The sequence below is a fragment of the Rothia sp. HMSC065C12 genome (genome assembly GCF_001812085.1).
Classification (GTDB): Bacteria; Actinomycetota; Actinomycetes; order Actinomycetales; family Micrococcaceae; genus Rothia; species Rothia mucilaginosa.
In genome coordinates this window covers 18,817-38,526 of record NZ_KV807672.1, presented here as the reverse complement: position 1 = coordinate 38,526, position 19,710 = coordinate 18,817, and the positions used below count along the sequence as shown (strand labels likewise).

At 61.4% G+C, this 19,710-nt stretch carries 14 protein-coding genes; 4 read left to right on the top strand and 10 right to left on the bottom strand.

The genetic code is table 11. From position 1 onward, the window contains the following. From HMPREF2836_RS02300 to HMPREF2836_RS02285, 4 genes are all read right to left on the bottom strand, one after another. Nucleotides 1-1,477 (bottom strand): ATP-binding cassette domain-containing protein (locus HMPREF2836_RS02300; protein WP_070629357.1); only part of this gene is annotated, 1,477 nt, incomplete at its 3' end. 514 nt (nt 1,478-1,991) lie between these two features. Beyond that, entirely contained in the window at nt 1,992-2,804 is an 813-nt protein-coding gene (locus tag HMPREF2836_RS02295) for an NUDIX hydrolase (protein ID WP_070629352.1), read from the bottom strand. 261 nt (nt 2,805-3,065) lie between these two features. Further along, nucleotides 3,066-3,386 carry a putative quinol monooxygenase gene (locus tag HMPREF2836_RS02290; protein ID WP_049360721.1) on the bottom strand — a complete coding sequence of 107 codons (321 nt, stop codon included), beginning with the start codon at nt 3,384-3,386 and terminating at the stop codon, nt 3,066-3,068. Nucleotides 3,387-3,522: 136 nt separating this feature from the next. Then, on the bottom strand, nt 3,523-4,101 hold the full coding sequence (locus HMPREF2836_RS02285) for a TetR/AcrR family transcriptional regulator (protein WP_070629350.1): 579 nt from the start codon (nt 4,099-4,101) through the stop codon (nt 3,523-3,525). 177 nt (nt 4,102-4,278) lie between these two features. On the opposite strand from HMPREF2836_RS02285, the gene HMPREF2836_RS02280 reads away from it, so the two are divergent. The 3 genes from HMPREF2836_RS02280 to HMPREF2836_RS09285 all read left to right on the top strand — a co-directional run bounded on the left by HMPREF2836_RS02280 (nt 4,279) and on the right by HMPREF2836_RS09285 (nt 7,811). After that, nucleotides 4,279-5,844 (top strand): MFS transporter, encoded by a 1,566-nt coding sequence (locus HMPREF2836_RS02280; RefSeq protein WP_049338178.1) that lies wholly within the window; start codon nt 4,279-4,281, stop codon nt 5,842-5,844. A gap of 254 nt (nt 5,845-6,098) precedes the next feature. Continuing rightward, on the top strand, nt 6,099-7,397 hold the full coding sequence (locus tag HMPREF2836_RS02275) for an ICP22 family protein (protein WP_070629348.1): 1,299 nt from the start codon (nt 6,099-6,101) through the stop codon (nt 7,395-7,397). 246 nt (nt 7,398-7,643) lie between these two features. Further along, entirely contained in the window at nt 7,644-7,811 is a 168-nt protein-coding gene (locus HMPREF2836_RS09285; protein WP_168163647.1) for a hypothetical protein, read from the top strand. Between the two features lie 150 nt (nt 7,812-7,961). Here the strand turns inward: HMPREF2836_RS09285 and HMPREF2836_RS02270 are convergent, their stop codons facing one another. The 6 genes from HMPREF2836_RS02270 to HMPREF2836_RS02245 form a co-directional block, all read right to left on the bottom strand. Beyond that, nucleotides 7,962-9,032 (bottom strand): alcohol dehydrogenase catalytic domain-containing protein, encoded by a 1,071-nt coding sequence (locus HMPREF2836_RS02270; protein WP_049352853.1) that lies wholly within the window; start codon nt 9,030-9,032, stop codon nt 7,962-7,964. Nucleotides 9,033-9,328: 296 nt separating this feature from the next. Then, nucleotides 9,329-10,183: an anchored repeat-type ABC transporter permease subunit gene (locus tag HMPREF2836_RS02265; protein WP_049350274.1), complete on the bottom strand. Its 855-nt coding sequence runs from the start codon at nt 10,181-10,183 to the stop codon at nt 9,329-9,331. Next, the gene (locus HMPREF2836_RS02260) at nt 10,180-11,058 is read right to left on the bottom strand and encodes a metal ABC transporter ATP-binding protein (protein WP_070629346.1); all 879 of its coding nucleotides are present in this window, start codon (nt 11,056-11,058) and stop codon (nt 10,180-10,182) included. Before HMPREF2836_RS02260 ends, HMPREF2836_RS02265 begins: the two co-directional genes overlap by 4 nt. Next, nucleotides 11,055-12,149 carry a TIGR03773 family transporter-associated surface protein gene (locus tag HMPREF2836_RS02255; RefSeq protein ID WP_070629345.1) on the bottom strand — a complete coding sequence of 365 codons (1,095 nt, stop codon included), beginning with the start codon at nt 12,147-12,149 and terminating at the stop codon, nt 11,055-11,057. The genes HMPREF2836_RS02260 and HMPREF2836_RS02255 overlap by 4 nt, the downstream gene beginning before the upstream one ends. Nucleotides 12,150-12,242: 93 nt before the next feature. Beyond that, a complete protein-coding gene (locus HMPREF2836_RS02250) occupies nt 12,243-13,856 on the bottom strand; it encodes an anchored repeat ABC transporter, substrate-binding protein (RefSeq protein WP_246822802.1) in 1,614 nt (537 codons plus the stop codon). A 123-nt stretch (nt 13,857-13,979) separates the two neighbouring features. Continuing rightward, entirely contained in the window at nt 13,980-16,304 is a 2,325-nt protein-coding gene (locus tag HMPREF2836_RS02245; RefSeq protein WP_070629343.1) for a TIGR03773 family transporter-associated surface protein, read from the bottom strand. Nucleotides 16,305-16,578: 274 nt separating this feature from the next. Here HMPREF2836_RS02245 and HMPREF2836_RS02240 point away from each other — a divergent pair, with 274 nt between their 5' ends. Beyond that, nucleotides 16,579-19,584: a choice-of-anchor M domain-containing protein gene (locus HMPREF2836_RS02240; protein ID WP_070629341.1), complete on the top strand. Its 3,006-nt coding sequence runs from the start codon at nt 16,579-16,581 to the stop codon at nt 19,582-19,584. The last annotated feature ends 126 nt before the right edge of the window (nt 19,585-19,710 follow it).

Here is a 19,710-nt window from a genome sequence, read left to right as displayed (position 1 = left end):
GCGCCAGCTGGTCACGCAGATGCTGTTCGCTCGCACCGGGATTCGCCCTCTGTACGGTTTCAAGGAGGGTGAGCTCCGGGTCGAGGATGATGCGCTGCGGCAGGTATGCGGTCTTGTCCAGGCGGTAGAGCACTTGGTATGCAGGCGGCACTGGGGAACGGTAATCAGGGTCATTCGCGTGCGCTATCGCATTGAGAAGCACAGTCTTGCCACTGCCGTTTGCTCCCGTGATGTGCAGGTGTTCGGGTCCGGTCAGGATAAGAACCTCGGGAAAATCTTGGATTTGAAGCAGATAATCAACTTTATATGGTTGTGTTTCACGTGAAACGGTGTTTTGGGTGTACGCATTCTTAAGGTCGGTGCTCTGTGGTGTAGATGCGCAAGAGTCGTTCTTCACCCGATGTAATTCCAGTACTTTCCGCCCCAATGGGAGTGCATCCTGAACAAGTTCCAGATAGATACGCTCCTGCATGCGCAGGTTCTCTTGGGCTTCTCCAACTGCCGCCCGCGCATCCGCCACCATGCTTTCGTGGGCTGTGTGAAGTTTCCCGGCAGAGCGCTCTGAACTGTTCTTATCCAGGCCCATAGCCATGCCAGGTTTCCGCTTTGACCGCTCAAATTCGCGACCTCGGCGAGTGTTGCGATCGAGCTTAATCTGGTTCTCGGCACGCTCACGCTCAGCCTTACGCGCCTCATTCTTCGCCTCGGTCACGCGACGCTGAGCTGCCTGCTGCTCGGTGTCCAGTGCCTGTCGGTAGGTGCTGTAGTTACCCTCGAAGAGGCGCAGATGAGCCAGCCCCTGACGGTCGGCGTGAAGCTCGGCAATCACGTTCACGCGCTCCAGCAGATCGCGGTCGTGGCTGATAATGAGCGCCGGGCAGGGTAGCGCCTCCAGTGTCGTGAAGAGCTGGGCTTTCGCCGCGGAGTCCAGGTTGTTCGTCGGTTCGTCGAGCAGAATGAACTCTGGGTCTGAATACAGAAGCGCGGTGAGTGCGGCTGTGACCGTCTGACCACCTGAAAAGGTGCTAAGGGGACGCATCAGAAGGTTGCGACGGGCCTGTGTATCGGTCGTAGTGAGGGCAGGACCAAAACCATGTTCGGCAAGGGCTGCGAGGGTGCGTTCTTCAATATCCCAGGCGTCGCCTATGGTGTCGTAAAGGCTGGGGGAATATTCGCCCGATTCCAGTGCATCAAGCGCCTGCAGTATTTTTGTAATTCCAAAAATATCGGCAAGATGCTGATGCCCACTCAACCCTAAATCTTGCGGTAGGTACGCTATGTGCGATGGGGTGCTGATTATGCCTTGACTAGGGTTTATGTCGCCAAGAATAAGTCTGAAGAGGGTAGTTTTTCCGGCGCCGTTATCGCCGATAAGTCCGGTCAGAGGTGCCGAAAATACCGCCGAAAGATCCGCAAAAAGTGGGGGCTCACCCGGATGTGCATACGAAATATGGTCGAGTGTAATGTGGTGTGGCATGGGCCGAGTTCCTTCGAGTAGGTGCTCGGATTCCTGCCAACGCACATGAAGGCGTGAAGGCATGAAAAAACCCGAGCGTAACGGTGGATGTACCTGTGCCCGGGTGCGTGCGCGCTGATGGAGACACGCAGAAAAATGGACGTGCGCAGGGGAATATGTCTGCGCAAATAGTTGCGTGAGCGCGCGAAAAATTTTTCTGAGTCCGGGCTTATGCTCGGTGGGTCATTTCTTTGATGCCTCCTAGATTCCGAAGGGCACCCCGGTTGCGCCTTGGACGGCTTCGGTCAAACGATACGTTCAGCTCCGTCGGCTACTTCTGCAACGAGGTGGCGGTAAAAGCGAGCTGAGGACTCCAGCATAGGGAGCGTGCGGGTGCTGAGTCAAACACCCTCCCACAAAACCTCCTGACAAGTGCCGATATCCCCTAGACAACGCAAAAAGAAGGGCGACACCATTCGGTGCCGCCCCTCCTTTGAGGCATTAAATCTGCGCGCGTACAACGCGCGAAACGCTATTACGCCTCGTGGCGCTCACGGTACATGCCCAGCGGGCCCGCATCCGCGTATGCCTGAGCGTCGTTGTAACGGTACAGGCGCGGCGGGCGGTGGCGGGTGCCCTCCACGCGGCGGCCGGTGTCAATAATCGACTTCGATGCCGCAATCTGGCGGCGGAAGTTCGCCGGATCCAGGGTGCGACCCAGAATCGCCTCGTACACCTCACGCAGCTGCGCCAGGGTGAACTCCTCACCCAAGAAAGAGTGCGCAATACGCGAGTACTCGACCTTGTTCTGCAGGCGGTAGAGTGCGTACTCAATGATTTCGTTGTGGTCGAAGGCGAGCTCGGGCAGCTCATCCACCGGGAACCAGCGGATGTTCTCGTGCACGCGAGTGTTCGCGACCTCGGTGGCGGGAATCGACGCCCAGTACACCACGGACACCACGCGCTCATGATCAGTACCGGGTGCCGGTTCGGGCTCTCCCACAACGCGGGCGGCGCGCGCCTCGGGGGTGCGCAGAACGTCGCCGAACGCGTAGAGCTGCTCCAGGTAGCCGGGCTGCAGATTGGTTGCACGCTTCAGGGTCGAAGCCGCTGCCTCTTCGAGGGAAAGATTCGGGTTAAGCGGACCGCCAGGAAGTGCCCACTGGCCCTTATAGGGCTCGCGGAGGCGGCGAACCAGCGGCAGCCACAGGGTCGGGTGGGTTTCGTTGTCCTTGGGGCGCAGTGCCAGAATAACGGTCGAGACGGCGAGGGATACAGAGGTGTGGTCCACGTCGTTGTGCTCTTCAACGGCGACTGCGCCGGGAAGAGGCTGGGATGCGATGCTCATTCAAGCCTCCTGTGCGAATGGGTATCGATAGGTGTGCATACTCTACCCATTTTAAGGGGTTAATAGGGTAAAAATGCACGCAAGGCACCCGCTGAGTCGAAAACCGGTACCATCCGCGTCGTGTCAAGGGGAAAAGTTCAGGTACCGGACACGCCAAAGCACCCCTCCTGCCTGTCCAATAGAACAGGCAGGAGAGGCGCTTTAGCGTCTACTTATGCAACATCTAACTATGCAGTTTTAGGTGCATATCAGGGGTGCAGACTAGTCGATCTGCAGCTCGCCCATAGCGTCCCAGCCGTCGCCGTCAACCAGGCGAGAAATAATCTTCGGGGTTGCAGTCAGCAGCGGACGCATGTCCTTCATAGCCTGCTGGAAGTGGTCAGAGTTCACGTGCGGGCCAGCTGCATCGTCGTTGAAAGCCTCGAGCAGAACGAACTCGTTCGGGTCCTCAACACTGCGGGACCACTCGAAGAACTTATTGCCTTCCTCGGCGCGGGTTGCCTCGGTGAAAGCGCGGGTCTTCTCAATCCACTGGTCAGCGTATTCGGGCTTGACGGGGAACTTTACAGCAATGAAAATCATCGGAACTCCTTGGTTGAAGAGTAGATACGTACCCTTCCAGTTTAAGCCCCGGGTGCTCGCCGGCGCTGAAGAATAGGGTTTGAGGTAGCGGTTTTAGCTTGTGGCTTTAACCGCTGTATCGGGTGGCTTTTGTGGTTTAACGAGCCGCCGCCTTGAGTACCTGCAGGGCGCGTTCGAGTGCCGCACGGTCTGCCGCGATGGCTGCAGCCCTCTGCGGGCTGGCGGAGTCGCCTCCGAATGCCGCGTTGTAGTACATGCCATCACCCAGAAGCAGCACGGTGCGGGCAATCTGTTCATCACCCAGCTCAGCGAGAACGAGCGCATGCCAGCCATCCTGTACGCGACTCATGGTCTGCTGGGCGAGCTCATTATTGTTCTGCGCCAGGCGGCTGAGGGCAATGAGGGCACGGTCGAACGGGGTGTTATCCGGCGTGGAGGAATTGATGTAGTAGGCGCTTGCCCCCTCGGGTGCCTGCTCCATTGCCGCGAAGTCCTCTTCAGCCAGGGTGAGGGTGCGTTCTGCGAGCGCTTCAAGGAGCGCCTTCTTGGATGAGAAGTGGTAGAGTAGCCCGCCCTTGGAAACCTTGGCGGCGGTGGCGACGGCGTCGAGGGTTGCGGCGCGTTCTCCCGAGCGAATCAGCAGGTCGACGTAGGTGTCGAGGATGTGTTCGCGGGAGATGTTGGCGCGCTGTTTGCGGTGGTTGGGGGTGGTCATGGGTACCAGTCTAACCGCTTGAAACTATACCGTCCAGTTGGTATAGTTAATCTTCGTTTATGGCCCCGTCCGGACCCCTAAAACCTCACTAAAAGACCTAGCCCAAAAGACAGGCCGAGCTGATGCCGCCGCGTCCGCCGCATCAGCCGACACCTTATAGACGCACGAAAACAACCCATGACGAATCACAATCCGCACACCACGGCTCTGCCCATTCACGCCCCCGACCAGAAGACCAAGCGCTGGGCGGCACTCGGTGTGCTCATGCTCCCGGTGCTCCTGGTCTCCATCGACAACACAGTGCTTGCCTTCGCGGTGCCCGCAATCGCTAAGGCGCTGAGCCCCTCCTCCGCGGAGCAGCTGTGGATCGTTGACTCCTACTCCCTGGTGCTCTCCGCCCTGCTCGTGCCCATGGGCGCTATCGGTGACCGCATCGGTCGCCGCAAGCTGCTGCTCATCGGCTCGACCGGCTTCGCGGCAATCTCTGCGCTCGCGGCATTCGCGCCCTCCGCGCTGATGCTCGTGGTTGCCCGCGCCCTGCTTGGCATTTTTGGCGCCATGCTCATGCCGGCAACCCTGTCGATTATTCGCAATATCTTTGTGGATGCGACCGAGCGCCGCATCGCTATTGCCGTGTGGGCTTCGGGCTTCTCGGCGGGTGCGGCGCTGGGCCCGATTGTGGGTGGTTTCCTGCTGGAGCACTTCGACTGGGGTTCGGTGTTCCTGCTCGCTGTGCCGATTCTGATTCCTCTGCTGATTCTCGCCCCGATTATGGTTCCCGAGTCGAAGGACCCGAACCCCAGCCCGGTGGATCCGCTGAGCATCCTGCTGATTATGACCGGCATGACCGGCATTACCTTCGGTCTGACTCACACCTCCGAAACCGGGTTCGATGCGGTGGCTATCAGCACCATCCTTGCCGGCCTGTGCTTCATTGTCCTGTTCGTGCTGCGTCAGCTCAACCGCGAGAAGAACGATATTCAGCCCATGCTGGATGTGCGCCTCTTCCGCAACACCGTGTTCACCGGCGCGATTACCGCAAACCTCATCTCCATGATGGTGGACGTTGGCTTCATCTACTTCGCCTCCCAGCACCTGCAGTTGGTCTCCGGTCTGCCGCCCATGTACGCCGGTATGCTGCTGATTCCCGGTACCCTGGCGATCATTATCGCCGGTCTGGTGATTGCGCGCGTGGCGGTGCACTTCCACCCGGCGCAGGTGGTGTCTTTCGGTCTGGCGCTCCACGCTGCCGCGTTCGCGGTGCTCGCCTTCCTGGGTGCGCACAACGACTTGGTGATTATCCTGATCTTCATTGTGCTCGGTACCGGCATCGGTATTGCGCAGACCATTTCGAACGACCTGATGCTCTCCAGCGTGCCGCCGCGTAAGGCTGGTGCGGCATCCGCGATCTCGGAGACCTCCTACGAGACAGGTACGGTGCTCGGCACCGTCATCATTGGTGGCATGCTCACCGCCGTCTACCGCGCAAATGTGGTTGTACCCGACGGCCTGGATGAGACTCTCGCCGACCACGCCCACGAAACCCTCGGCGGTGCCGTGACGGTCGCAAGCCAGGTGGGTGGCGAGCAGGCGAACCAGCTGCTCTCCTCCGCATTCGCTGCCTTCGACTCCGGCGTGGTGCTGAGCTCCGCATTCAGCGCCGTGCTCATGGGTGTTATGGCCGTCATTAGCTACTTCATGATCCGCAAGGCACCGCGCGAAATGAAGCCCGCTGACCACTAATTCCGCGCACTAACTCTGCGCGCTAACCCAGCGAGAACACTAATTCGGAATACATGAGCCCCGCCTCCTGACGCTACCGCAGCATCGGGAGGCGGGGCTATTTTTACGCACCCACCTGCGCATTTAAAGGTTCAGCACAGGTGCCGGTGGTACGGTAAAAACAGCGGGCTTGCGCCCGAAAAAGACGTCCCGAAAAGACGCGCTGAAAAGACCGCGGAACCAGCGGCTCCACACACTCAAGGAGGAACGCCACCATGGGACTCAAAGACTGGATAGCACCCTTCATCACGCTACTGATTGGTGCCAGCACCATTTTCATCTCCTACAAGAACTACCAGGCGCAGGCGGCGGCAAAACCCTCCGAACTGGCGCGCTTAGAGTTGTGGAGCAAGCTACTGACCGAAGCTGGCATGGACATCAGCGCGCTACCCGACCCGGAGAGCCTCACCTCCGACCAGCGCGTCGTCCTCGAAAACTACCGGGTCTTCCTCAAACGTGCCTCCCTCGAATCGAAGCTGCGTAAAGTCGGCATCGACAGCAACCGCGTGTTCAGCCTGCTCATGAAGCGTGCGCACTCCTCCGTGAAGCCCACGCCCATCGCCATTGGGGACTCGGTACGCTACTACCGCCTGATTCTGCGCGGCCTGCTGTACATTTGGACGCCCCTCGCCGCGGTGTTCATTGGTGTGCCGATTATCGTGGTCACCATCGTCTACCTGATTGGCCTGTTCACGAACCACCGCGGCAATCTGCCTGACTTTGCGCTTTCTCCGCTCGCCGTGGTGCTCCTGATTGTTGGCGCGGTCGCTGTCGGTTCCCTCGTGTACCTGCAGAACCGCATTATCTCCGCCATTATCGCGAACAACGTGTACTTCTACTTCTGGGACATTTACGGCTCCAAGAAGGGTGCCCGCGATTCCAAGGACGCCTACAGCGAGCGCCTGGCGGCTAAAACCTACGCCGACCAGCTGTTCTTGGGTCAGCAGGAGTTCGCCCAGCAGTTCCGCGAGAATATGTACATGGCGGGCATTCAGGAGATTGACGAGTACCCGCGCGTGCTCAGCGACAGCGTGATGCTGCCGCGCAACTACCGGGTCGTGGAAACCACCGAGGGTGAGGACCGTATCGACCGGACCGTGAACTGGGTGCGTTCCAAGATTGGTTTTGAGCGTCTGGAACCGCGCATCATTTACACGCTCGAACATAAGGACGCGCACAAGGATGAGCAGAAGGAATCCGCGCACGGTGAGCCGGTAGCTACTGAGCAGCCTGTTTCTGGGCAGCCCGTAGAGGCTCACGCTCAGGATAAGCCGGAGGATGTGCAGAAAGCTCCGGAGGCACCCGCCTCGGAGGAGCCCATCGTTGCGGAGGTGCCCGTTGACGTGCCTTCCGGGGATTTAACTGATGCACCCACCGAGCCCGTCACCGGAGGCGCTACCGAACCTTCCGCCGCAGTTGCCGTATCTGGGGCAGACGACCCCACGGAGGCGTTCACCCGCATCCCGCACGATGCCGCCAGTGAGGAACCCGGCGCTGAGAAGCCCAAAAACTAAATAGCCGCCCGGAGCGCAGAAAATCTCCGGAGCACCAAAATCCGGGCATGAGAAAAGGGTCGCAGCCTACGAATCGCCATTGAATCGTAAGCGTGCGACCCTTTTCCTTTCCCTTCAAGGAGGAGCAGAATCGGAGGTACCGCCCGACCAAGAAGAGTCAAATGATGCGCCCCTCCACCAGTAGAGGTTGCCTGGCAGAAGAACCCGCAAGAGCGGGTCGGCAGAGCGCCCGGTGGAGGGTGCATCATGCTTGAGGAACCGCCCCTAAACCCACCAAAGAACAGGTTGAGCCCGCCAAAGAACGGGTTGCCCAAAGAATGGGTTGAGGGAACAGAAAACCCCGAGCTGGCGCATCTCAAAGTTGAATTTTCAGAAAATCTTGTCTCTTCAGAAAATAACTACATCTCGGGGTAGGGGAGGGCGATTCGCGCTCCGGGTGGGACCTACCCTCTCCCACCCGGAGGCGAATCGTGGGGATGTTCGCAGTGTCATGAATACATCCCACTGAAATCCCTAACGAAAGTTTGGGGTTTCAGTATGAGCGGTATATGAGCTTACCGCTGTCTATGCCGCAACCTCGGGGTTACGGGAGATAACAACCTTCACCACGTTGTGCTCGGCAGCGTGGCTGAACAGGTCGTATGCCTCCTCGAACTGGTCGAAAGTGAAGCGGTGGGTTGCCATTGCCTTAGCGTTCAGGCGACCGGAGCGGACCATGTTCAGCAGGTTGCCGACGGTATTGCAGTTGACCAGGCCCATGTTGATGCGAACGTTAGAAATCCACATGGTGTTCAGGGGCAGCTCAACGGGCTTGCCGTGCACGCCAGCGTTAGCGATGTTGCCGTAGGGGCGAACAATCTTGGTGCAGGTCTCGAAGGTCTGCGGAACGCCCACAGCCTCAATTGCCACGTCCACGCCCAGGCCGTCGGGGGAGAGAGCCTTAATCTTCTCGATGAAGTCCGGGTCTCCCGCGTTGACCTTATCGGTTGCACCCAGCTCCAGTGCCTTGTTCATGCGGTTCTCGTCGAAGTCGACGGTGATGACGCGGCCGGCACCGCAGAGGTTAGCGGTCATGATTGCACCCAGACCCACGGGGCCTGCACCCACGACAGCGACGGTGTCGCCGGGCTTGGTGTTGCCGTTCAGAATACCGATCTCGAAGCCGGTGGGCAGTGCGTCGGTGAGGAAGAGGACGTCCTCGTCGGTCAGGCCCTCCGGAACCAGGTGAACCGAGGTCTCTGCGTAGGGAACACGCACGTACTCTGCCTGGGTGCCGTCAATCATGTAACCGAAAATCCAGCCGACACCACCAACGGTCTGGCAGTGCGAAGGCTGGTTCGCCTTACAGTAGGAGCACTTACCGCAGCTGGTCACGGCGGGGATGATGATGCGGTCGCCGACCTTCAGGTCAGTCACCGCGGAGCCAACCTCGGTAATGGTACCGACAGCCTCGTGGCCCAGGATGCGTCCGTGGTCCACCTCGGGGCAGTCACCCTTCAGGATGTGCAGGTCAGTACCGCAAATGGTGGTGGTGTCGACACGGGCGATAACGTCCGTGGGCTCAAGAATGGTGGGGTTCGGGACTTCCTCCCAGGCGCCTTTCTGGTCGGGGCCGTGGTATACATATGCCTTCATGATGACTCCTTCTTTGAAGCTCTAATGAGGGTGTAGTGACTGCTTTATCACTACATGTATCAACCCATAAGAAATATTTGATAGGTTGTATTTTCATTAAACCCGACGTGTTGAATTATGCGCTTTTATTACGCGGAGTGTATCTTTTGGTTCTTTAAACATGAACATGATTCACTTTGGGTATTTAATACCTGTAAATAACGCACGAGGCGCACCCCCAAAACAGGGATGCGCCTCGTGCGTTTACTCGTGCGTTTAGCCGAGAAAAGTTGGGTTGAGCCCGGGTTGAGCTGGGCTTAGCTCTTCAGCTGGGCACGCGCTCGCGAACGAACCGCCGTCACCGCCCACACCAGCACAAAAGCCGCCACCATCGACAGCACAATCGTGCCACCGGTCGGCAGGTTAAACGCCCACGACAGATACAGGCCAACAATCGAGCAGATACCGCCAAACACCGGTGAGAACACCATCATCGACCCCAGACGGCGGCACGCCAACCGGGCAGCCGACGCAGGAATCACCAGAAGCGCTAACACCAGCACATTACCGAGCGTCTGCAGACCCAGCACCACAGAAATGGTCACCAGAACGTACAGCACAATATCCAGGGCAAGCACCGGCAGGCCCATCGCGCGGGCACTCTCACGGTCCAGGCTGACCGTCACAATCTGGCGGTGGAACAGCCACAACACCAGCAGAATAACGGCACCCATAATCGCGGCCTGGGTAATGTCCTCATTCGAAACACCCACAATCGAGCCGAACAAGAAATCCTGCACCGACCCCGAATAGCCCGGCGCCAACGAAATAATCACAATACCCAACGCAAAGGATGCCGCGAAGAAAATACCGATCACAGAATCCTCGCGTAGCCGCTGATTCTGGCTAAAAATAGCCACCAGAATAGCCGTCACCACGCCCGCAGTCAGACCGCCCATGACCAGGTTGCCGCCCAGCACGAAGGCCACCGCAAGACCCGGGAACACCGAGTGTGCCACCGCATCGCCAATGAAGACCATGCCGCGCATCAGTACGTGGCAACCCACCACACCGGTAACCACCGACGCGAGCAGCACCGCCGCCAGGGCGCGCGGAAGAAAGGCCAGAGACGGGTTGAACAGGTCGGCAAGAAAATCGATAGGAGTAATCAACGGGCACCCCCGGTAGAAGCAGTATGGGCGGGGGAGAGGGAAAGATCAGAAGCACAGGAATCGGGCAGCTCGTGGCCGTACTCATCCAACGCACCACCAGCACAGGTGAAGCCTGTGCGGGCGTGACCCTGCGCCTCCTCAATATCGTGACCGTGCAACCACGTATGCAGCTGCTCCAGGCTAAAGGAGTCCGCCGGACCATCCAGGTGAATATTGCCGCGCACACCGCACAGACGCGAGCAGGACTCACGCGCCGCCAGCATGTCGTGCGTAGACATCAGAATCGTGATGCCCTCGCCCGCCAACTCACGGTACAGGCGAGTCAGAGTGGTCTGAGTCGGCGCGTCCACGCCCGTAAACGGCTCATCCAGCAGTAGCAGGGAGGGGTTCGCCGCCAAAGCGCGCGCCAAAAGAACCCTCTGACGCTGACCACCGGAAAGCTCCGCAATGGAAGCGTCCTGCAGGTGCAGAACATCGGTGCGTTCCATCGCCGAAAAAACCTGAACCCAATCCTTCTTCGCCGGGCGGCGGAAGAACCCAATCTCACGCACGCGACCGGTCATCACCGTGTCCTTAACGGTCAGCGGAAAATCCCACTGGAACTGGTGCTTCTGCGGCACATAACCAATATGCGCACGCGCCACACGCGGCGACTCACCCAGCACCCGAACCTGACCGGACGCCGGGCGAATCAGACCCAAAATGGTGCGCAGCAGCGTGGTCTTGCCGGCACCATTAGCACCAATCAGACCCGTAAACTCGCCGCGCTCCAGGGTCAGGGACAGATCCTTGAGGATGGAACGGCGCGCGTAGCCGGCGTACAGGTTTGAAATCTCTAGGACGGGCTCAGTACCCGCTGTTACCGATGCGCTCACGAACGGTCACCGCGCACTTCATCCAGTGCCTCACGCTGCGCGGAGGAGCGGCGACGTCGGGAGGCGATGAATGCGCCCACGCCCACCACGACCACGATGCCAGCGACAATAGGACTCCAGGAAATCGTGAACTCAGCACGGAAACCGCTCTGATCGCTCGCTGCGGCGGCAGAAGAAGAACCGGATGCCTGTGCACCGGACGCCTGGGTACCGGCGGCCTGAGAAGTAGCAGAAGCCGAACCCGAGGAACCGCGAGCCTGCGCCTCCATCGCGTACAGGGCATCAGCGCTCGCAGAATCACCCACCGCAAACTTCAGGTAGCGGGTATCAGACACGGTCGAACCGTCAGACAGCTCAGCGCTCGCGGTGACCTTCAGCAGGTACTCGCCGGGGGCGGTGAACACCCAGTTTGCGTGGGTGTGAGTGTTCTTCTCCACCCACAGCTTCTGCGGCTCACTCTTGGTCGAGGACCACAGCACCTGCGGTGCCGAGAAGTTGCCGTTCTCCAGGTACAGGCTGAACGTGCCGGGGCCGCTCACCTGCTCCAGGGTCAGGTTCACGCCGCGGTTCAGCTTGGACACCAGCTGCGGATCCTGAGTGTTCCAACCCGGCCAAATCACGCCCTTAGTTTCGGTCTGCGGAATGACGTACACCTTAGAGCCGGCGGGCGCACCCACGAAGGAGTAGCGCGGGTCGTTCGGCACCTCAAGGATCGCCTGGTCGCTACCGCGGTAGATGACCTCGTCCAGGCTGCGCCAGACGGGGGTTTCGCCGTGGTCGTCGTGGAGCATGAGCTCAAACTTGCCGTTGTTGAAACGAGGACCCATATCCACGTGACCGGCAGAAATTTCGGTGCGGCCGGATGCGACCGGCTGCTCCGCCGACAGGGTCTGGGTGAGGGCGCGCTCGCCGCGGCTGAGGTTGCTGTCGCTCGGCTGAGCCGAGGCGCTCTCGGTGGTTGCCTCAGCGGTTGCCGGGGTGGTCTCCGCGTGTGCCATACCCAGGGGTGTGAGCATGAGGCTGGCGCCCAGAGCCAGGGCGGGCAGGGCGCGGCTACGTGAGGAACGGGAGGGGGTGGTTGAGTTCATCATGAGGACTTCCTAGAATCATGGCCGAAACGGTGTGTGAAAGATTATCTATATGCTGATACGGCTATATTAGCTTGTGGGGAGCTTAGAACCGGGTTATGAGGTGCTTGCCTCCGAGCAACTAGCACCCGAAGAATCGCCGCCAGAGCCATTGCCAGAGCACAGTGCAATCGTGTGAGCATTCGCCAGCATCATCTGCGCGTAGTGAGGAGCCTGCGCATCCAGGGTGTCCGAATAGAGCACCCCGGTACGCACCTGAGCCTCCCGAGCCAGCTCCGTGAGAACCGGTGAACGCATCGCCGTGGACTTGTCCAGATAAATCGCTGGAACCTTCAAATCCTCGACCGTGCGACGCAGACGCTGACGCTGCTGAATGCTCGGCTCGCCGCTGGCGCTGGCACTCACAAAACCGGCAATGTGCAACTCGTAGGTACTCGCCAGGTAGCGGTAGCCGTCGTGCGTGGTGACCAGGTTGCGTGCCGACTCCGGCAGGCCCCCGTACACCTGACGCAGCTGAGCGTCTAAGGTGTCAAGCTCCTTCATGACCTGCTCGGTGCGGGTCGCGTACTCGCTCGCACCCTCCGGGTCGGCGGAGGTGAGTGCGTCACGGATGACCTGCACGCTCGCCTTCGCGTTCGGCACCGAATGCCAAATGTGCGGGTCAATTTCGCCGTGTACGTGCTTGCCCAGAACGGCCTGCGCCAGCAGGTACACCTGACCGCGATGCTCCGAAGCACCCGACCGCAGGAAACGGTAGCTGCCGCCGGCGGGCACCTCCTGCAGGGTGCGGGAGGGGACCGCGACCACGGTGCGGTTCAGTTCGTACTCTACGGCGCCCTGGGAGGAATCCGCGCGAAGCACGAGCCTGCCGTCGCCGGTACGTGCCGTAATATCGGCGTGACCTGCGGAAAGAACCTTGATGTCCGAGGCAGAAACGTTCTGTTCCTTCGCCAGACGGTCCACCAGCTGTTGCGGGTCACGACCAACCGCGCAGTACAGGGTGCCGCGCGAAGAACGCACCGACTCCGGCGCATTGACCGCGGTGGCGCTCAGCTCAATGGCGTACTCGCCGGCATCACTAAACGCCCACGACAGATGCGTATGCGCCTGCAACGGAAGCTCCAGCGAACCCATATCGCCGGTACGGATCGCGGTGTCCCCCTCACGGGTGAGGTTCACGCCGCGCGCATGCGAATCGCACAGCATCTCCACCGCACCGAAGGTCTGCGTAATGAACGCAGCCAGCTGCGCATTCGACGAATCGGTAGAGGTGCGCGCCCGCACGCTCTGCACCTCAAAGCGCATTCCCGCATCCGAAGAATCGGCGGGGGCAGATTCGTTCTGCCCGCCCTCTTCAACGCGCAAACCCAGCCAGATGGAGTCCAGGGAGGCATCCTCAACAATGGCTTCCAGCTTGCCGCCGTACTGCTCAATCTTCTCCGCAACCGCCACGGACACAACGCCTGCGGGCAGGTTCGCCTCAACCATTTTGCTGAGCTTACGCTGCTCCAGCAGCAGACCGTTCGTCAGGGCGCAGCGGGCGTAGGCGACATCGCGGATATCGCGCAGGCTCGGCTCATACGAGTGCGGGTCAGCACCGGCGGGCACCAGGGAGTGCACGCTGGCGCGCTCTCCTGCAATCTGCTGCGCCAAGTCCGCCAGGATCGGGGTCGTGGCGACCACGCGCATCCGGTCGGAGGAAGCGTTCACGGTGCTGGCGCATCCGTTCAGTGCGAAGGCACCAGCCCCCCCCCCGCGCCCACCGCAATACGGGAGGCGAGGGTGAGGGCGGTACGCCGACTATAAGCGTGTGCGTGGTTGCCGGTATGCCCGCTATGCGGTGTCACCGCTGCGGCCCTTTCGGCGTGCCGAACGCAGAATCATGGCACCGAGTGCCAGCGCCAGAATGGAGGTGCTGACCATGAACGGGTCGATGACCACACCGGTGTTCGGCAGCTTACCTGCCGCAGCTGCCTTCTGTGCGTTGGCGAGTTCCTGGCTGGTCAGGGCACAATCCTCACCGGAGGCGGTCTTGCCGACGATGCGCACCTTGGATCCGTCGGGCTTGGTGACGATGCCGGTGGCTTCGTCGACGGTGCCGTTGACGGGGTTCTTTGCGGTGCTCTTCTCGCCGCCGTTAGCGCTGTTAGCGTTGCCACCGTCCTGCTTGGTGTCTGCCGCACCCTGCGCGTTGTTGCTTGCCGGGGCGTTATCGGGGTTGCCGACGGTGAAGTGCAGAACCGATTCGCTGCTGACCTGCTGGCCGTTCTTCAGGCGTGCAGTCCAGCCGATGGTCACGGTGTAGCGCCCCTCAGCGGTGAACACCCAGTTGCTGTGCTGGTGGGTGTTTGCGGGCACCTGGAAGGAGCCGCCGCTACGCGAATCGAAGACCTGCTGACCGGCGGAACCGAAGTTGCCGGAGAGGAAGGTGGACATGGTGCCGGGGCCCTCAAAACCGTTGAGGCTCATGGTGACGGGGCCGTCGAGCTGCTTGAGCAGTTCGGGGTCCTGGGTGCTCCAGCCGAGCCAGGGCACGCCCTGCTGCTGGGTTGCGCCGATCATGTGCACGGGGGTGCCCGCCGGGGCGATGTTCTCCATGCCTGCGGGCAGGTTGATCTTCGCGGCGTCATTGAGTACGAACTCGAGGGCGCCGGGGGAGACGTGGCGGGCGGGGCTGGTGCGGTCGTCCTTCACACTGCTGGTGAGGTTGCCGCCGTTGAGGATCGGGCCTACGTCGAAGTGGCCGTGGGTGACTTCTTCACGGCCGCTGTGCTCAGCGGTGTTGACCACGGCGAGGGTGGGGATGCTGGTCGGTGCCTGGGCTGCCTGGTTGCTCTGCTTGTTGTCCTTCTGAGCGTCCTTGGAGTCCTTAGAGTCCTTGGCATCTTCGGCGGGAACCTCGGTGGCGATGCACTGCTGGTTCAGGCTACCGGGCAGACCGGAGGACAGCACACCGTTGCCGGTAATGCCGCCGCCGTTGCTGGGGGCGCTGATGTTCTGGGCGTTGGAGCCCTTCACACTGGATCCCTTCGCGCTGGTGGCGTTGCCGTCCTTGTTTTCACCCTTGTCAGAGCCGTTATTGGTGTTGTCGGTGCCGCTGATAGCGGTTACACCGGATCCACCCTGGGATACCTGCTCACCATTCGCTGCCGCCTTCGCACCGTTCGGGTCGGTCACCTGCGCGGCGTTCTGACCGTTCACGGATCCATCCACGCGGCGAATACCGGTGGATGCACTCGCCTCAGCAGAAGCACTCGCCTCGGCACTTGCGGAGGTAGATGCACTGGGGCTGCTGGTGGCGCTCTCGGTAGCGGTGGAGGTCGCCTCGGGGGTAGTGGTTGCCTCGCTCGTGGCGTCCTTGGTCGCTTCCTTTGCGGCGTTCTGCGCGTTCAGGAACTTGAAGCCGTCCTCAGCGTTAGTGCCCACGGCGATGGTGTAGGTCGCCTCGGAACTGACCGGGGTGCCGTCGGCAAGGGTTGCGGTGGCGCGGAACGTCAGCTGGTAGATGCCGGCGCGGGTGAATGCCCAACTGAGGTGCTCGTGGCCGCCAGCGGTGATGGTGTGCGGTGCGAGCTGGTCGTTGGTGCTGAAGACGCGCGGGTTGTCGCGACCGGATTCGGTGAAGACTTCAGCGCGGCCGCCTTCGGGTACGCTGCTGCGCACGAGTTCAAGGTTGATGGTGTTGTCCTTGAGCGCGCCGGGGCGGATTCCTTCCGCACCGAGGCCGGGGTAGAGCAGGCCGCGGGTGCGGGTGGAGGGAATGTAGAAGATGTCGGTGCCTTCGGGGGCAATGTAGTCGTAGCCTGCTACGACCTTGGTGTGTGCATCCTCGACATCGGGCAGGTGGAAGACGGTGCGGGCGGGGTTGAATCGTCCCTGCTGGCCGGGGGCGGTGTCTGCGAGGGTGCCGAGGGTGAACTGGTTGCCGTCGAGGAAGGCGTTGAGCATTTCGGTGTGTACGCCCGCGATGACGTAGTCACCTTCGTAGCTGACGTAACCGCGCGACTCGGTACCTGCCTGGGTGCCGGTCTGGTTTTCCTGTGCCTGTGCGGCGGTGAAGGTGCCGACCTGGGGCAGGGCGAGGGGTGCCCCGAGTGCGAGGGTGCATCCGAGGGTGGTTGCGCTGAGTAGGCTCAGGGGTTTTGTGCGTCCTTGCATGGTGGCTCCTTGGATGACTGCTCGTTGGCTGGCGCGTTGCCCGATGTTTTCGGGGTTTGCCCGGTGCTGGGTCCGGCGGCCTGTTGCCGGTTTCTCCCCTGCGTCCGGGGTGCGCTCTGCCGTGTTTTTCTCTTTGTGGATGTACGTGGTGTGCGTTTTTGGGCGCGCCTCGGCGCACACGTGTTTCTGAGAATCACTATACTCACTTAGGTTCTAAATGACAATTATTTGCAAAAGAGCTACCCTATGAAATAGAAAAATGAGAAAGGTTGTCATGAACTCTCAGAAGCAGACCCAACGACGGGTCACCACACACACCCCCGCACTCTTCATCCCCGGCGGCAAGCCCGCCCTCCGCCGCGCAGCCGCATTCCTCTCCGCCGCAGCGCTACTCGCGCTCGCCGGCGCTGCCCCCTCCCTGCCCGCCGCAGCAGGCCCCGACGACGGCAAAATCGTCACCACCAAGGGTCACGTTGACGCCCCCAAGGCATACTGGGACGAGCAGAACGGCACCTTCGTCCTCATGAACGAGGCGAACCCCTACAAGACCGGTGCAGACACCTACGAACTGGACAAGACCGTCAACTGGGTCGGCAAGGGCTACAGCACCAGGGACGGCAAGTCGCAGTACACCATGACCCTGGGCGAATCGCCCTCCCTGGCGTTCCTCGGCGAGCCCGGCCAGACCCTCTACATGGCACCGCACCTGACCTACGGCAACCAGGACCCCATCTGGGCTGGCCTGGGCGCATCCACGAAGGTGCCCACCGAGCGTTTCCGTGACGGCGTGTTCGCTACCGACATTCTCTCCGTTGAGGGACCCGGCCGCATGGAGCTCTTCCGCTACAACCCGGACGACGCCCCCGCCGACGTGTACCGCATGCTCTCCAGCAGCTCGACCGGCTGGCACTCCTGGCTGCTCGACAAGGGTAGCCACACCCACAACACCACGCCCTTCACCCGCCCCGGCCGCTACGTGGTCACCTACCGCACCGTGGCGCGCTCCACCGACGGCCGCATCATTAGCTCCAAGCCGTCGAAGCTGGTCTGGCAGGTTGGCGGCATGCAGCCCGTGCTCGGTGACGGCACCCCCACCGCCGTACCCACCGTTGACCGCTACAATGCGGCACCCGTTGGCGACCTGGACGCCGCAAAGTACGTGCTATCCGTGGCACCGCACCGCCTGGACGCCGACCCGGCTAAGAACAAGGATGCCGACGACAAGCTCAGCGACATCACCTTCACTGCCGCGAACAAGAACCTCAAGGGCACCCTGACCCTGTACAACAATGGCTACTTCCTGACCGACCTGCCGGTTGTGAACGGTACCGCCACCTGGTCTGAAATGCTCGGTAGCGAGGGCTCCCAGCTGCAGGCGGTCTTCACCCCCGACACCTCCGACGAGAATAGCGCGGAGGCGTCCCGCTGGATCTCGCACAAGCTCACCTACGAGCCCGGCAAGGCTGAGAGCGTGTACAGCGATGACGGTAACGGTTCCTGGCCCGAAGAAATCCCGGATCAGGCGAACACCGTACTCAGCACCCAGCAGTACACGCCGACCAGCATGGACTACGACGTAACCGTCACCCCGAACGGCAACGGCTTCAGCACCGTTGAGGTCCGCTTCAAGGACCCGAAGGTGCGCGGCTTCATGCGCGGCGGCTTCTACGCCCAGGATGACCCGGTCTACCCGTACCTCGACCTGGAAGGCTCCGTTGAGGATGGTGTGGCGCGCTTTACCTTCCGTGACGAGTCGTTCTACAAGGGCACGGCGCTGCGCGTGAAGATGCTGACCCACCCGGATATGAACGCTTCTGCCTCCACCACTGAGGTTGCGGCGAACTACGAGCCGGGCACCAAGTACACTGCGCACGGCGCGCTGGCTCCCGATAGCGCACCCATTAGTGATGCGCCGAAGCCTGCTCCGGTGGATCCGTCGCCGAGCGCTGAGCCTACCGTCGCGCCGACTGAAGCTCCTAGCGCTGAGCCGAGCGAGGCTCCTTCCGAGGCTCCGACCGCTGAGCCCAGCAACGTTCCGTCGGTGTCCCCCAGCGAGGTTCCGACCGTGCCTGCGGTGCCGACCGCCTCCGCAGAACCGAGCGTGCCTGCTCCGGCGCCCTCCACTCCGGCACCCTCCAGCCCCGCGCCCGCGAACCCGACCCCGAGCGCCCCTGCTCCGACTAGCCCGGCACCGTCTGCACAGCCGTCCACCCCCGGAACCCCCGGTAACCAGTGCGTGCCTGGCCAGATTGACGGCCGCACCAAGATCTCGCACGGCCACCTGGACATCCAGGCGACCCTGAAGGACCGCCAGCTGTCCGTGGGTCTGCGTGATGACAGCGGCATCATTGACGCTGATTCGACCGTGCGCCCGCTCGATTCGGTCGTGTGGACTGTCAGCGAGAACGCCCGCCGTGTGCGTACCGAACGTATGGCTGATGAGAAGCTGAATTTCATGGGCCCGGTCGGTACCGCCTTCTACGGCCTGCCGCAGACCCAGCAGAGCGGCCTGCCCTGGCCCGGCTACAACACGCAGGACATCGACTACTCGCAGCTGCGCGGCCCCGTGCACCTGCACGTGGTGCCGAAGGTCATGCCTGAGGGTGCGCGCTTCGGCATGTTCACCGAGTCGCTGAACGGTGCGGATGTGCTGCTGGATTCGACGACCGGCAAGACCACGATCGACATTGATTACGCGACGCACGCGCACGCGAACTGGGTGTTCTCTGAGCCCGGCCAGTACATGTTTGACGTGCACTATTCTGCGACCCTGGCTGATGGTACTGAGGTGAACAGCCCGGTGCAGCAGCTTGCGGTTGCTGTGGGTAAGAAGGCGTCGGATGCGTGCTCGTTTGAGACTGCCGTGCCGAAGGACCCGAATGCGGCTAAGGACGACTTTAGTGGTGTGCGCCGTGTGGATTCGGCAACTCCGGGCGGTACCGCTGGTGCTAACCAGCCCGGCTCCGCGCAGTCTGGTGCCACGCAGTCCGGTCAGGCTGGCGCTTCTGGTGCTGCCGGTGATGTGAACGCGCAGGGCTCCTCTGAGGGTTCGGCTGATGGTTCTGCTGGTGGCGTGTACCCGGGCGGTATTTCCGGTGGCGGTACTGGTGGCGGCTCTTTGGGCCAGTCCGGTGTGTCTGCTACGTCGGGTGGCGTGAGCTCCCAGCAGGGCGGCCTGGCGCGTACTGGTTTTGGTGCGGTGTCTGTGGCTGTGGGTGGCGCACTGGTGCTTGGTGCCGGCACTGTGATGGTGCTGCGTTCTCGCCGCCGCGCTTCTTAGCGCTCGCTGCGTGAGGATGCGCTGATACGGTGAAGCCCCCGTGGCTGAGAGGGTGACTCTCGGCTACGGGGGCTTTCTCTATTCGGTGCTCCAGGAGTTATCTGGACGATTCAGATGCGTAGTGCT

Coding starts and splice junctions, on each gene's coding strand:
- HMPREF2836_RS02295 (WP_070629352.1), bottom strand. CDS start 2,804: ATGAGCATCGCATCCCAGCCTCTTCCCGGCGCAGTCGCCGTTGAAGAG.
- HMPREF2836_RS02290 (WP_049360721.1), bottom strand. CDS start 3,386: ATGATTTTCATTGCTGTAAAGTTCCCCGTCAAGCCCGAATACGCTGAC.
- HMPREF2836_RS02285 (WP_070629350.1), bottom strand. CDS start 4,101: ATGACCACCCCCAACCACCGCAAACAGCGCGCCAACATCTCCCGCGAA.
- HMPREF2836_RS02280 (WP_049338178.1), top strand. CDS start 4,279: ATGACGAATCACAATCCGCACACCACGGCTCTGCCCATTCACGCCCCC.
- HMPREF2836_RS02275 (WP_070629348.1), top strand. CDS start 6,099: ATGGGACTCAAAGACTGGATAGCACCCTTCATCACGCTACTGATTGGT.
- HMPREF2836_RS09285 (WP_168163647.1), top strand. CDS start 7,644: ATGCTTGAGGAACCGCCCCTAAACCCACCAAAGAACAGGTTGAGCCCG.
- HMPREF2836_RS02270 (WP_049352853.1), bottom strand. CDS start 9,032: ATGAAGGCATATGTATACCACGGCCCCGACCAGAAAGGCGCCTGGGAG.
- HMPREF2836_RS02255 (WP_070629345.1), bottom strand. CDS start 12,149: ATGATGAACTCAACCACCCCCTCCCGTTCCTCACGTAGCCGCGCCCTG.
- HMPREF2836_RS02245 (WP_070629343.1), bottom strand. CDS start 16,304: ATGCAAGGACGCACAAAACCCCTGAGCCTACTCAGCGCAACCACCCTC.
- HMPREF2836_RS02240 (WP_070629341.1), top strand. CDS start 16,579: ATGAACTCTCAGAAGCAGACCCAACGACGGGTCACCACACACACCCCC.